Origin of the sequence: Nostoc cycadae WK-1 (assembly GCF_002897135.1) — a bacterium.
In the GTDB taxonomy this organism is placed as follows: Bacteria; Cyanobacteriota; Cyanobacteriia; order Cyanobacteriales; family Nostocaceae; genus Nostoc_B.
The window spans coordinates 52,049-66,403 of record NZ_DF978432.1 but is presented as its reverse complement, the minus strand read 5'-3'; the positions used below and the strand labels follow the sequence as shown (position 1 = coordinate 66,403).

The following is a 14,355-nucleotide window of genomic DNA, read 5'->3' as shown; positions in this document are numbered from 1 at the left end:
AAAATAAAAAGTGCGCCTTTTTAATTCGATGGCGCACTTTTATTAAAAATAAATTGATAGTTAAACGTGGTGAAGGATAATATTTATTGCGTCTTGAGTGCTGATTTTATATTGTGTAGCAAGTTTATTCATGTTGGCTTCACCATTTGCATGATCTTTGATGATTGCTCGAACAATGTTTGGTGAAACATTAATCTCACTATTGGTAACGACTGGTTTGGGTAAAGTTTGAGAAATAAAGAATTCTTTTCTTCTTAATACATATATTTGACGATAATGTTCTTTTCTGGGTATCCATAAACAATTTCCGGGGGCAAAATCGCTCTCTTGATCGATACGAGATATAACTGTTCTTTCGGGTGCTAATCCCATATCTTTTAGAAATTGGGTAAAGTTATCACGCCAGGATGCATCAACTTCAATTCCGCACCCGCCATGATATTTGTACTGATGGTGGTTCTTGTTATAGCAGATACGCTTGATGTGTAACCAGGAGTTATACTCGTGGCTTTTGCAGTGACCGTGGATAGTTTTATCTGTCTTGAGGCTGTCCCGTTGCAAACATCCGCAACTTTGCGTAAGCCCTCTTTTTAAGCTATTTTTACTAACATATTTTTGGGTTCCGCATCTGCATAAGGTAAGGAGGAGTAGTTCACCTCTTTTCCCCTTAACTTCTACATCAGATATCACTGTTAGTCTCCCAAAATTTGCCCCAACTGGGATAGATTCTTTTCTTTTTTTACAACCGCAGTTAGTAGAGCGACCATTGGTGAGAGTGTGACTGTAGACAAGTTTTTGAGTTCCACAATCACACTTACACAATACTTGCTTTCCTTGTTTTTCTATTACAGTCCAACTACCGAATTTTCCACTTATATTAATTACTCGCTTTGTAGTCTCCATAACTCATTTTGGTGTTATTACTGCTGGGTTAAATATTTAAAACAAGCTGTTTTTCTTGCTCCAGTTCCTTCTTTATCCAAGCAAGTTGTTGTCCAATGGCTAGGTGCTGCATGGGTACTTTTATCTCGTATCCCTTCGCCTGTAAAGTGGGTGTTACCTCCTGTCTGTAAAGCTTGCCCGTCAAGAATACAAACTCTATTTCCAAAGACGCACTTGTATAAGGTTTTCTGCTACTTGTTCCGCCCATAGTATACGTTCCTGATGGGATAAGGAATAGGGGGATTTATCGTAGGGCTTGATGATTGTTTCTGGGTTAAGAACTTGATGTAAAGGTGACAGGATATACCATCTTGATTCTTTTTCTTCTACGTAGCGACGGCAAGCTTGAAAGTGCTGCGAACAATATAAGTCTTTGGCGGCAGCAGAGTAGGGAAGCTGCTTGCCACATCCAGCAACCAGGTAGATTTTTTCCTTGGGAATGAATTTTCTGTAAGTGCCGATCGCCATAGTGCCGATCGCCATATTGAGGTTGTGGGCGATTCTTCCCATAGTATGCGTCCGTCCTTTGTTTGTTAACCGAGGGTCAATCCTATGTCGGTGGAGAACCCTGCAAACATGACAGTTGCACTTTGGCGTGCAGTAGGCTGGCATCCGAATTAGTTTTTCCTCATTGTTGACGAACATCCCACCGCCTAGTCCTTCTCGGATAAAAGTTGAACCATCAAAGGATAATCCCATCTGAGTAAAAGCTTTGGCATACTGGGGCGAACATAGTCCAAAAACGTGTAGATGAACATTTGGCTTGTGCGATACTCCTGTGGAGTCGCTGTGCGATGGCGAAACGCCCGCCTTGTCCTGTCGGACACGCTTCGCGAACGGCGATACTCGTTCCGAGTCACTTCGTGAACGCACAACCTCAGTGATTGTTTTGATAATGTATAAGTTAGTTGAATACTCCCTTGCCTGGGGAACAAGGCCACCGATGCCGAGATGGCGGTATCCTAGTCCCAGAAGATATTTAGCTACTTCAAGGCGTTCACTAAGAGACTGCCCGTGGATGACTGCTAGGGGGATTCTATTAGGAAGATAAGTTTTAGCAAGTTGGATAAATGTTTTTGCTTGTTGAAGGTTATATTCTTGCCGTTCTCTAATATTTTCTCCTACAAGTAAATGGTCAGGACAAACAATAATATCACCAACTTTTGAACGTTCTCGATATCTATGAATAGACCAGTGGGCATCAACATATTTACCGTTGAGAGTAGGAATATCTTGGTCACGGTAGTTAAAAGATCCGCAGTCATGAATAATCAGACTATCTGGAACAATTTCTGCTTTTATAGCGAGTGAGTATAGCCAGCCCGCAGGCTGATATTCAAGCAACTGCCAAATCGGGATTTTTTCACCCTTGCTTCTGACAAAATCGCTCTTACCTAATACTGGATAGAAACCTAATTTCATAGTATTTAAACGAGCAAATTTTGAATTTTAATCGTTAAGTTAACCCTCTGCTTGGAGAGGGCTAATTAGTTGATTACTGCTTGGATTTATTTGCAATACTTAGAAGATACTGCCGCCAACGATTAGAGATTTTAGTAGCAAGAGAGCTAATATCACTTGCTGCAATTTTTTCTGCTTCAGTTTCAAAAGCATCATCAAAGTGAATCTTGGAGTGATACTCCATGCCATCAAAGTAAATATTGAAGCTAGGATTAAGTTGAAAATCTTGAATCATCTTTTTAACCTTCCTGGGGAAGATATAAACCCTTATTTTGTTCTGCTAGTCTATTTGTTTCATAATTATCAAGAATCATTTTCTTAAATTCTTCCCTTGTTGCTCGCAAGTCGCGGAATATTTTGTTAGTGGGATAGAAAAATACTGATTGTTGACGGCTGTAAAACCAGACTAGTTGATTGATACGATAGGTGTCATTGCTATCAAGCAGAACATAACTAATTTGTTGGTAAAAATTTTCTAGGGAGAAGGGATGCTTCTTGGCAGTTGTTCTTACATCAATAAGAGTATTTCCAGCGATTATCTGGCAATCAGCACCTCCAAGATATTCACTTAAAGGGTATGAAGCATTGCAGGTGATATTTCCGCTTACTTGATTAGCTACAGTTTGCCAAGTACGGGGTAAAATACCGATAATTTGAGATGTATCTTGAATACTAGGAAGCCATTTTTTGAAATATTCTGGTTCAAGTTGAAGGGTTTTTTCTCCTTGTAGAAAAGGTTGAATAATTTCATGAATGTTACGGCTACGTGCATAATTTTCTAATGCACCCAGTAGCATACACTTTAGAGCTTCTTCTTCAAGGGAAGTTGAATTTGTAATACAGTAATCAAAAGCATATTCTATTTTGAGGGCTGTTGCTCCAACCTGAGCAAGACAATTAGTAAACCATCTTTTATCTTCATAGATGCTTCCTAGATACTTAGCAAGTGCTTTGGCGATCGCATTTCCTACTAATGGAAAATCTACACCATCAACTGGCCTGATAATTTCTTGATTTTCTAATAGTTGGTTATGGCTAGTAATCATTTTAATAACTGTCTGGTTTAGTCTAGAGTCAAACCATCCCCTGATAGGTGAGTTTCTGTTTTTTAATTCGGATGTTAAGCTCACTTTTTGATTCTTCGCTTGAAATACTACATTGAGTATCTGCGTGAGCTTTAGGTAGTAATTTTTCCTTGGTTTGTGTTATTTAAAACGATTAACTAAGCATTAAAATAAATGAAAAGCTCGTTGAATTTGAAATTTGCAACTGATGTAAATTTACGTAACTTCTAAACCCAAGTTTTTATATTGCCAATGCAACTTTGCAAACTTGGTAACGGGTAATTTATAGTTCAACTTCTCTTGACTTGGTTTTAGGTGCAGCAGCAGCGACAGTTTGCTTTTGAGGGGAGGGTATGTGTTCAGTAGGAGTATATTGCTGCCGAATTTCTTCTCCTCGCCATACTTGTAAGTCATTCATAATATCTTTAAGCGGAACAAAATCGACGACTGTTTCTCCTTGCTTTTGTGCCTCAGTTGCCTTGTAGGTCATAATCTTGAAGTACATCTCTCGCTGGTCGGCAATTGGTAACTTGCCGTTGTTCTCATTTATCCGTTGAAGAATTTCTTCATTGCCTTGATTCATTGCCCCTCCCCAGTCAGGGCCACCATGCTTGACCATATTTGCCCATTCCCCGGCGATGTAAGGGTGAACTGTGACAGGCAAATCGCCAACTGCTTGTATTACTCGTTTTTTGGGTGCATCTGCGTTTGTAAAAGTAGATTGTTCGTTACCAAAGATGTGTTCCAGGTTGAGTTTGCTGGCGTTTTGGGCAATAAACTTAATTTGGTTGATATTGTACTCAGAGATATTCATCTTGCTGACTTCTTTGGTAATGCCAGCTTCGGTTTTAGTTAGGTCAAACCGGACAAGTTCCTGAGTACCTTTTTCTTCGGTAGTTTTAAATAATTGCAAGCTGGCTCGATTTTTTCCGGGGTTGCGCGATCGCTTGATGGTAAATTCACCTACTGTAAGTTCTTCCTTATCAGCCTGGATGAGGACATTATTCAGGGTGTGCAACATCTCATTTTGTTTAAATACTTCCAGCGTTTTAATTGTGCCGGCAGGTGCAAGACTTCCCAAGCTGTTTGCTACATCACGGATATCGGCATTGTTGAGGTCAGGTAGCTTGCCATTGTCACCTAAGTATTCTGCCACCATGAGAAACTCCTGACGTTCAACAGGTAACATCTCTGTAGGCTTTTTCGTGATTTTGGGTTCCTCTTTTTTGTTGAGTTTAAAATCCATCAAAGAGTTCTTCCACCCAAATAATTCATCACTGCGGCGGTGAATGCTAACAGTGTCTGCCTGTTGGCGAATCACAAATGTATCGCTACGGTAAATACGTGAACCATCTTGTTCAACAGTGCCGTATTTTTTTAACATTGCGATCGCAGTTTCAGCAATGTCTTTATTTTCCCCCTTGTAACGTTCCTCTCGCGCTTGTTTATCATTAATTTGATAAATAGGTACTTCAACCTGACGCGCCCACTGTTGTGCTGCTGGCTCTACATCTTGAGAATTAGCTACTTCTTGATAGGTAAATTCAGTTGCATATTTTTTTCGATTATTAGTTGCTTGTTCCTCTGGCTCTTGTGCAAAAAAATGATTGGGAGTTACATTTTTATTTACCTCCTCTTCAGCTTGATTTTGAGATTGATAGTTACTAGTAACTATCCGTCGAATTTGAATAGTTTCTTCGGACTGTGCGATTTCTTCTTGAAGATTATTGACGACATCATCTTCAAACCTGTTATCTACCTCTATTTCAACAGATAAGTTGATTTCTTGATTTATAGACGAACTGTTTTCGCTGTTTTCATCCTGTAGTAACTGTTGTGAAGTATTTGATTCGACTGCTTGAATGTTTGTTTCAGATTGTTCGCTAAGTGTCTGCTCTACTGCTTCAGAATAGTTTTTGACTACAGGAGATTGATAATAATCTATATCTGGTGGGGAGTCAAAGTCGGGTGGATTACTAATATCGATATCATCTAGAAAACCTACCGCAGCTTCCTCTTCTTCGTAACACAACTTAACTGGTGTGGTTACAATTTCAGAATTTAATGGTTGATTATCCTCGCTCAGTGTTACTGATAAATTATTTACTGGTGGAGTTACTTCTGTGACATCTGAGTTTCCATTATCAAATAATAACTCTTTTGTATCTTTATGATTGTTAATAGTGTCAGCAGATGGAGATAGTAGCTTAACTAATGGTTCACTTGCCACATCTATTATTTCATCTGGAGTAAGTATTTCAGTGATCAGATTAGTTGTACATTTACCTTCGCTATTTTGTTCGTAGATAACGATTTGTTTTTCTGAACCATCTGACTCTAGATAAGCTGTAATTTTCAGAGTATTATCACTTGTTTGCTGATAATCACTATTTAAATTGGGTACATCTTCTAATAATCTTGCAGCAATTGTTTGTGCTTGATAGTCAGTAAAAGGTTCAGTTTCTATTGTGTATTGACCTTCTACTAATAAATCGGGCATTAACACAATATCAGTTTCTTGATTGCTTTTTATACTTTGACTGGTTAAATCTACCTTTTCCCATTTATATGCACCAGGGGTAGATTCATCAGGTACAAGATTGTAAATATCTTTGCCAATTTCAACGGCAATTTTACTTGCTTCTTGGGCTTCTTTGAGTTTTTCGAGAATTACTTTAGTTATCTTAGTAAGTGCATTAATTAGGCTTTTACTTAATTCTCGACTTGTTTGAATTGCAGTAGCGGCTGTACCTAAATATGATTCATTAATTTGAGTGTGTCTGGAGTCAAACATATATTAAATGTGGTGAAAATAATCTATAAATTTAAACAATCTGACTGTGCTTTATAAAAACCAGTTGGTCATCAAACTTAAAGTTTTTAGAAAAAGCTCTTGTACGCATCAACAGGTAACGGTGCATTGCCCGCTTGTACGGGTGCTTGTGGGATAGGGAACTTCCGATCTACTTCCTTGACTCGTAAATCTAAATCTTCCTGTGTGGGTTTTTTCTGGGTACTTTTTCTAGCAAGCTCTTTGATGAGTTTATCCCAGCGAGCGTCATTTTCTTGTTCTAATTTAATGATATATTTGGGTATTTTGATGTTTTTTAATAGTGGTACTGAACCCTCATTTTTATTACTATAAGCTGGGTTGATAAATAGACATTTACCAGGTGGTAATTTGAGGAATTGGGCTGGCTCGAATAGCTTGCGAGTCCGTTCTTGTTCGCTGATAGATGTGCTGGTTTTACCCCCTCCTGTTGAGCGGGATTTTTGTTTATATTTAATTTCCTCTTCACCTAAATATGCAGAAAATAATCGTGCTGATTCTTCTTCACCAGGATTAAAAACAAATTTTGTACCGCACGCACCAAGGATAGCTTTAGAGATTTCTTTACCATAAATCTTTTCAAGCTGACCCATATTTTGCCAACCCAGGATACCGCAGAATCCTTCGGAACGAGATTCGTTAAGCCATCTAAATAAATCTGGAAGGAAGATACTTGGCAACTCGTCAAGACACACTACTAATGGGCCGTCTTCCTTACGTTTTTTGGCAATACTGCGGGAAACTACCATGTGAAGAATACTGGTCATCAGGGGGCTGACAGCATCGCGGCGTTCGCGGTCTAACCCGAAGATAATCATCTGTTTACGTTTTACCTCCAGGGGCAAGGTTGTTTTACCGACAAAGCATCCCAATGTACCCCTTGCCATGAACCGGGTGAACATCAATGAAGCACTACCAGCGATACCCGCTACAGTTTTCTCTGAGCCAGCCGAGCTAAATAATTGACCAAAAGCTATCCTAATCCAAGGGTTTAGTTCGGCTGCCATCAAGCGTTCGACCATCTTCTCGCTAGAAAGTATTGCCGCAGCCGTCATAATATCAGCGCGATGGCTATGCCCGCCGGAGGCATCGCCAAACTCTTTGGTTAGCATTAAAATAGCCTGCGTCAACTGGTCGCCGGCGGGGCCAAAGAAGGCATCCTCAGACGCATTGCCTAACAGGCGGAAGTTTTTGTTAATTACCGTAGCTAACTGCCGTGCGGTTTCAGCATCGCTACTGTCGCGTAAAAAATCGATTGGGTTACATACCTCTGATTCAGGAAATCCCGGTGCAAAGATATGTACGTCATACCCCTTAGATTTGGCATAACTGGCGATTTTGGCTTGACTGGCATACTTAAAATCGTATAATACTATACCAAAACCTTGGTCAATTGCAGAGTAAATCATCGGGTTGATAGCCGAGAATGATTTACCACTTCCGGGTGCGCCAATTACAGCAGTTCCCCGTTGGACATCGGGTACATAAACTGGAACTCCCCCACTCCCCTTGGGTAATTTTTGACCCTTGTATTTGTGTACTCCAATATATAAACTGGCACTATCACATTTAGGAGCGACGATTTGCTTGAGGGCTTTTTTCTTAGCTTGGGCGGTTTCCTTTGCTCCACCCCAATAGCTAGTAGCAAGCTTGCCTTTTTTACCATTACTAAAAAGCTGTAAAAGCAATAATAAGCCAATTCCCCCGGCCAGTGCCAAACCTTGAGGTGACATGAACTTATCTGTATACTTACTAAAGTCAGTATTGCTATTTTTATGAGCAGCTTTTACTTCTCTAACTGTCTTAGTTGTAGCAGTTGCAAACAGATAATTATTCATATTAATCTGTATTAATTGTATGAGGAAATCGAAGAAATATGCGGTGAAGTGAAGTTGCATATTTCTTCATTGGTTGTCTGATGTGTCCTCTCAAGTCAAAAGTTAAAGAGGATAAATTCTTCTATGATTGCCTTTTTACTTGTTAATTTTTAGGTACGGTGAGGGGTGTACCAAGGATAATTGGGTCTATCTCGCGGTAGGTGAAGAAGGGAACTGGGCCAATGAAGTAAGGCGAGCAACCCAAATCAACCCATCCCCGCTTGCAGATACGGAAGAACATCGCGGTGGTGATACTGCCGTCCGCTTCGTTAATATCCCAGATGACTTGTTTAAATGATTTCCCAAAGGGGTGGCGACCTGTAGGTTCTTTTCCACCGTTGAGGCTGCCCAAGATGCCAAATCCGCCTTTAACTTTTTGGTCTTTGCCGGACATCCATTGTGCGCCAGTCACAATATCGCTTCCCGAAACTTCGATGTGACCACAGGTTTTCTCGCACGGGACATTAAACCCAGCTTGGTAACTACCACTTATTGACTTCCAACGTCCACTTTCAAGGGAACCGAGGGGTAAGTCTACTTTGCCGATAAAGCTAACATCGGGGATGGGAACACTGGGGAACCGATCGAACGGTACATCAGCTAATCCCGGAACCTTACCAATTGTTGTGTTTTGCCAGTTAGTAAAGTCTTTTAGCTGTGCATCCTGAATACCAGGGATGCTGGTTAGTTTATATTTATCAAGTTTGACATACTCACCAAGTTCCACTTCTCCCAGTTGGGGATAATTGTCCAGCACCTCACCAACAGTTTGGTAGCCTGCGGTGCTGCCCGTTACTTTGGTTACTAGTTCTTCAATTGGTGGGATGGCTGCGATTTCTGAATCTTCTAAATTAGGGATTGCTTCGGCGAGGTCTTCAAGTGTTTGCCAATCGAGTGTTTCAAAATCTGACAGTTTGAGATTTTTGAGTTGAATGCCCGTGATGTCAGCGATATCTTCAAGCGTGAAATCTTCAATATTGAACTCAGTTGCTTCAAAATCACCCAGTTCCATGACTTCAGCAAGGCTTTGCCCAGCACTCCAGGTGCGTGTTTCCTTCATACCAGGGTTTTTGATATTAGGGAATTCGACGCTGCCAGCACCGCCAAACTTCATATTTCTAAACGTGATACTGCTCCAATCGGGAGTAGGTGCGCCATTGACGTATTTTGTTGCAACGGGCTGTGGTTGTTTGGTTTGTTTTGTTTTATCTATCGAAGTGTTCAAATTTGAATACTTCGATGAAACTGTTTGAGCTACAGCTTTATCGCCGAATAGGAGACTGCCGATATTATAGCTACCTCCATATCGGATTAATCCGTGTAGGGCAAGCCCAGCAATAAGTCCTGCAACCATTAGGTAGCGTAATTTATTAAATTTTTCCATCCGATACTCAAGCCCTCGGTTGGTTTTGTTGTGAGTAGTTTCCTGGCTTGCAGCTCTCACTGGTACGATCGCAGTGACCTCTGCTGTAGTATCTAAAATTTGGTTGTTAGTGGCCAGATGTTCGTTATACATCACTATTTATTTAAAACTTGATTTACCTAGATTTGTTGTTGTGAGAGGGTTATTGCGCTGTGGTGGTATTTCTAACAAGCGCTTTCCACCCAGTAGCATGAGTTTTTCAACCAATTGCATTGATACTCCGGCGGTGCTGGCGGCGACGACAAGTTCCTTTCCTTGCGATCGCAACTCCACAAGTTGGTTCAGACGCTTCCAAAGCTTGCTGTCTGTCGTAACCCACTGGTTTTTTAAGGCAACTTGCATTCCTTTGGCGATATGTCTGCTATCAGATAATGCGGTGTAACTAACCTTTGGTTTTACTTGTTCAGGTTTGCTGGGAGTGTCGCCAATAATTTCAATTTGACTGTACTCTGGTGTGCCACTGCCCGCTACAATCCGGAAGTGATAGCTTTTCCTTGTTGAACCAGATTCGGTAATCACCGTCATGTGCGCCCCGTAAGGAGCTTGTGGTAAACCGGGGATTTTGACTGTCTCAATGCGGCGAATGTGAATTAGTCCAGCACCCGTGCTGCTTCCAGAACACTTACCCAAACCTTCAAGACATCCGTCTACATCAAAAACAAATCTAGATGGGTCATCCAGCCAGATTTTCTTGATGACTTCTCTGGTGTTGTAGAACGATATTGATACCCCATGTCCAGGCCACACCTTAACTGTCTGCAATTGGGCATTTTCCCCTGATACCTGGGACGCTGCAAGTTGACGAATAGTACTTGCTAGTAGAAGTTGGTTTGGTGCAAGCACGGAGGTGATGGTGAGGCACCCACCAAAGGCGATTGCGCGGAGCGCAGTGCCAGAGGCAATCGCCCAAGGCATCCTTAAACTAAAATCGGCTATATCTCTTAGTTTCACAGTTTGATTGACCTATCGACTTTGATTGTGATTTTGGTGTCTTTAGGCACATACCAAACATTGGGACGGCGATTGATTTCGTCAGTAGCACGTTCTGTGCGCTTGCTGACTGTTTCGCCAAGTTTACCAAAGGCACCTTCAAGGAAAGCAGCTCCCAGGTTGCGGTTGTTATTGCGGCTGCGGGTTCTTGTCCCACCTAAAGGCAAATCTTCTGTGACTTCTTCATCCGGCTGGTTGATAATTTCTCCTACCTTGGCAAGACCAGCTATTGTCCCTAATGTGGCATCATATTTGGCAATTTCAGATCCCTTGTCGTCGTAAGGTCTGGCGATTAGGGGTGAACCTGCCTCTCCCAAAACCGATATCGTTCCAGGTGATAGAGGATATTCTGTGCCGTCCTTGAGGATGGCCGTGACTTCGGCACGCACGCCTGATGTGCTATCAACCGAAATCATAGCGATAGTTACCTGCGTTCCTGCGGGAATGGCTATTTCACCAGTATTGCTGTAAAGCGGCTCGTCCAACCGGGCGACAAACCTTAATGTATTTGTCTGTTCTTGGGAACGAGCGTTATTACTGGTTTGGGGCATAACGAGTGGAGTTACCAGGGTTGCACTTGCAAACGAACCGACAACTAGATACTGCGGTTGTGTTTCTTGGAGTATCTGCGCTTCTTCTGGCAGGTAGTTATTTGCAACTTGCTCAACTTGCAGAGTAGAGTTGTTTTCTTTATTACTAGCAAAACTGGATTCTACGGTCTTTTCTTTGTCAAGTTCTGAGCTGGTTTGTGGCTCTTTTAGCGAGAAGCTATAAATAACTGGCACGGCTGGATTGTTATCTTTGTCATCAGTATTGCCATACTCAGGAGTACTGTCATTTGTGGTTACAGGTTGCCAACGCGGGCGCAGTTCTTCAACTTGATTAGGAGTATTGGTAACTGTTTCGGTATTCTCGTTGCGTCGGCTACGGCGACGACGGGAGCGATCGCTATTTTGTTCTGCTGGGCGTAATGTTTCTTCAGTTTTAGCTGTAACTTCTTGTACTGTTGTGTTTGTAGGTTCACTGACAGTGGTACTGGCTAGCATATACTCAACTCGACCAACTGAACCCAGGTTACGCAGGCGTTCGAGTTCGGCTATTGGATCTTTGGCGACACTCTGGTTGCTGGCAACTGTTTGTTTGGCAAATTTTGGCAGAGGAGCGCTAGGACGCAGAGGTGGTATTGGCTGTGAAGCCACTACTCTACGTGTTGGTCTAACAGGTTCGGGTGTTACTTCCCGGTATACACGTCTTCTGGAAGTAGGGGTAGTTTCTTGAGCAACTACCCTTCGTTGTCGAATAGAACGGGTTTTCTCTTGGTTTTTGGCTTGTTCTTCAGTAGCTTCCTTTTTCTCCTCTTTGTCTCCCGTGTTAGCTTGACCATTTAGGGCATCAAGTTCTTCCTGTTGCTTGGCGAGAGCAAGCTTGGCATAAACATCGCCTTCTTTTTTCTCAGATGTGGCAACCGTGGGAGTTGGAGTAGTAGTTAATTCTGGTTTTTTGGCGTTTTTACTACCCCCATTCATCATGCCGTTGAGGACAACAAATATAACTAGAAAACCAGCACCAAATGCACCACCAATAATTCCTAACCTTGACCAGGGAGATGTAACAAAGTCGTGTTTAGTTTGGATTAATGCGGGGTCTTCTACTTCAGTTTCATCTTCTTCAACAACCTCAAATTGCAAATTTTCAACTTCATCTTCTTCTATCCTATCGATTGGTAAAAGACTATCTACGGAAGATATATGTTTATTGGAAGCCTCATTCTCTAGCTGTAACATAGTTCTATGCTTGATTAATGATTTTTATTTCTTACCGAGGTTATAATCAACAATTTGAGTAATTTCTAAACCTGGTTCTCGTATCGAATAAATTTTTTTATCGAGTTCAGTTGGCTTATTTGGTAACTTGGGAGTATCGACAGCTTCGACAGTAATTGTTTTGTTAAAGGCGATTCCCTTGCCTTGGTTTTCGTTCCTATTAAAGCTTACGAGCGTAGCGATATAATCGACTTCCCACTGTCCATCCTTAATTTTTCTGGGTTCGGAGATATGGCGGGTAACGAGTGAAACTTGAACTTCACCGTTAAATACACCACTTGGAACGATTTCTGCTAATTTCTTGAGAAAGTTTGCCCGAAAATCTTGATTTTCAGATAGTGCAAATGCAGCTTCCCAGGCTCTAGTAGGAATTTTTTTTCTACTATTTTTTGTTGTTTGAATATCTATTCCCCTATCAGGTTTAGTAACATTTTCGCCATTCTCTGTTGCTTCGATTATTCCGTTCCAACCGAACATCTTAATCATGCTATCTGAGATAAAGCGTTTGATAGTTTCGGCTTCGCGTTCGTTGGGAGCAGCAAATTTACCAGGTGAAATAGACCCATCTTGGAGTTGAACTATCGTCATACCTTTGACATGATGATTTGTGTTAGCACTCATGCCAATATTTATTATTTGCAATAGGGTAGATAAGATAGTTCCTCCTGCTGTTACGGCGATCGCCATTGCAATAGGTGTGGAGGTAGATTGCCCATAACTGAGGAGCCGAGCTGGTTGAGATTTAGACTTAGGTTTAAGCATAATTATTTGTTAATTACTTTTTAACTTTGATTTTGGAACTAACAAATTTAGTGGCGTTAACAGCAACCGTAGCAGTTGTACTTGCTCCACCTGTAGCGATTCCTGCTGCAATTTCAGAGCCAAATGCTACTGTTTTACCTAATCCTGTCCAAACAGCTATTCCACCACCTGCTGCTAATGCAGACGCAAGAATAGGAGAAACTAACCCGACAAAAAGCAGAAATATCATCGGTTGATTTTGTTCGGAATTAGCGATAAGTTGTCCGCACAAACCAATAATCATGTTGAAGCAGAGTTTCGCCATTCCAACGGTGAAATAACCAGTTAGCCAAGCGAAAATAGGTTTTGCGCCAAAGGGGAGTAGCGAACCGCCTATTGCCAACGGGCCAAGTAGGGCAGTTAAAAGCATCGTGAATTCGATACCCCACTGGTAAGCGTTATTGAGGGCGAGGAGGATCACTGCGACAAATCCGGTGATCATCGAACCGATTGTACTGGTGATAGTATTACCAATCTTTTCGGCGATTTGACCAGGGGAGAGATTTTCGAGCGCGTCTTTAGCATCAGATAAAGCCTGAAGTGGGTTAAATTCCCAACTACCGCTATCGGGGGCTTCTCCTTTGAATAGATCGGGCGCAGAGGTTTTGAGTTCTGCTTCTGCTTCTTGCAAGCAGGTGATTGAATCTTGCGTGTTACCAGGGATTGAGCGGCATCTTTCCATTGCCGCCCCTACTTGCTGCTGGAGGGCAATATTGCCGACTGCTCGATTGAATGCTACTTCTAGGTTTGCTCCGGCAGCAGTAAACTCAAGAATGTCATTATTGACAGTATTAATGTATCCTCGTATGGCGAGTGTTCCACTTCTGAGTAAAGTGCCATTGTTAGCTAGTAGCCCGATAACCAGGATGGGCCATATCCAACTGGAGAGAGCTTTCATATCCTCTTGATTTATCCAGTTTTTGCCTAACTCAACCATAAAAAGGGTGAGTGTGGCGATCGCAAAAAACTGACCAACTTTGCACATCGAGCCATACAAGCTGCCGTTGAGGGTTTCTTGCCAAAGTTCATTGAAACCTTCAGCTACTAGTTGCGCCCCGGCTGCGGCATTTTCTAAAATGTCTTGTCCAAAAAATGGGTCGGTTGCAATTATGAGGTGTTCTAACATAGCACTTGGTTAACAGGC

The 14,355-nt window shown here is 41.8% G+C and carries 12 protein-coding genes; all 12 read right to left on the bottom strand.

Features of this window, described 5'->3' with window-relative positions; all coding sequences use genetic code 11:
- Window positions 1–60: 60 nt before the first annotated feature.
- A complete protein-coding gene (locus NCWK1_RS17950) occupies window positions 61–903 on the bottom strand; it encodes a hypothetical protein (RefSeq protein ID WP_103125656.1) in 843 nt (280 codons plus the stop codon).
- A 28-nt stretch (window positions 904–931) separates the two neighbouring features.
- Window positions 932–1,150, bottom strand: coding sequence for a DUF6884 domain-containing protein (locus tag NCWK1_RS30515; protein WP_340641210.1), 219 nt, complete (start codon window positions 1,148–1,150; stop codon window positions 932–934).
- The gene (locus NCWK1_RS17945) at window positions 1,099–2,364 is read right to left on the bottom strand and encodes a DUF6884 domain-containing protein (RefSeq protein WP_245894928.1); all 1,266 of its coding nucleotides are present in this window, start codon (window positions 2,362–2,364) and stop codon (window positions 1,099–1,101) included. The genes NCWK1_RS30515 and NCWK1_RS17945 overlap by 52 nt, the downstream gene beginning before the upstream one ends.
- Window positions 2,365–2,437: 73 nt before the next feature.
- The gene (locus NCWK1_RS17940; RefSeq protein ID WP_103125655.1) at window positions 2,438–2,638 is read right to left on the bottom strand and encodes a hypothetical protein; all 201 of its coding nucleotides are present in this window, start codon (window positions 2,636–2,638) and stop codon (window positions 2,438–2,440) included.
- A 4-nt stretch (window positions 2,639–2,642) separates the two neighbouring features.
- On the bottom strand, window positions 2,643–3,449 hold the full coding sequence (locus NCWK1_RS17935; RefSeq protein WP_103125654.1) for a hypothetical protein: 807 nt from the start codon (window positions 3,447–3,449) through the stop codon (window positions 2,643–2,645).
- Window positions 3,450–3,750: 301 nt separating this feature from the next.
- On the bottom strand, window positions 3,751–6,261 hold the full coding sequence (locus NCWK1_RS17930; protein WP_103125653.1) for a hypothetical protein: 2,511 nt from the start codon (window positions 6,259–6,261) through the stop codon (window positions 3,751–3,753).
- A gap of 86 nt (window positions 6,262–6,347) precedes the next feature.
- Complete coding sequence (locus NCWK1_RS17925) at window positions 6,348–8,135, bottom strand: type IV secretory system conjugative DNA transfer family protein (RefSeq protein ID WP_103125652.1); 1,788 nt, start codon at window positions 8,133–8,135, stop codon at window positions 6,348–6,350.
- Between the two features lie 142 nt (window positions 8,136–8,277).
- Window positions 8,278–9,690, bottom strand: coding sequence for a hypothetical protein (locus NCWK1_RS17920; protein ID WP_103125651.1), 1,413 nt, complete (start codon window positions 9,688–9,690; stop codon window positions 8,278–8,280).
- Window positions 9,691–9,696: 6 nt separating this feature from the next.
- Window positions 9,697–10,548, bottom strand: coding sequence for a hypothetical protein (locus NCWK1_RS17915; protein ID WP_103125650.1), 852 nt, complete (start codon window positions 10,546–10,548; stop codon window positions 9,697–9,699).
- Window positions 10,545–12,371 (bottom strand): TrbI/VirB10 family protein, encoded by a 1,827-nt coding sequence (locus NCWK1_RS17910; RefSeq protein ID WP_103125649.1) that lies wholly within the window; start codon window positions 12,369–12,371, stop codon window positions 10,545–10,547. The genes NCWK1_RS17915 and NCWK1_RS17910 overlap by 4 nt, the downstream gene beginning before the upstream one ends.
- Before the next feature lie 24 nt (window positions 12,372–12,395).
- On the bottom strand, window positions 12,396–13,172 hold the full coding sequence (locus NCWK1_RS17905; protein WP_103125648.1) for a hypothetical protein: 777 nt from the start codon (window positions 13,170–13,172) through the stop codon (window positions 12,396–12,398).
- 13 nt (window positions 13,173–13,185) lie between these two features.
- Window positions 13,186–14,337, bottom strand: a complete 1,152-nt coding sequence (locus tag NCWK1_RS17900) for a hypothetical protein (protein ID WP_103125647.1) — start codon at window positions 14,335–14,337, stop codon at window positions 13,186–13,188.
- Window positions 14,338–14,355 lie beyond the last annotated feature (18 nt).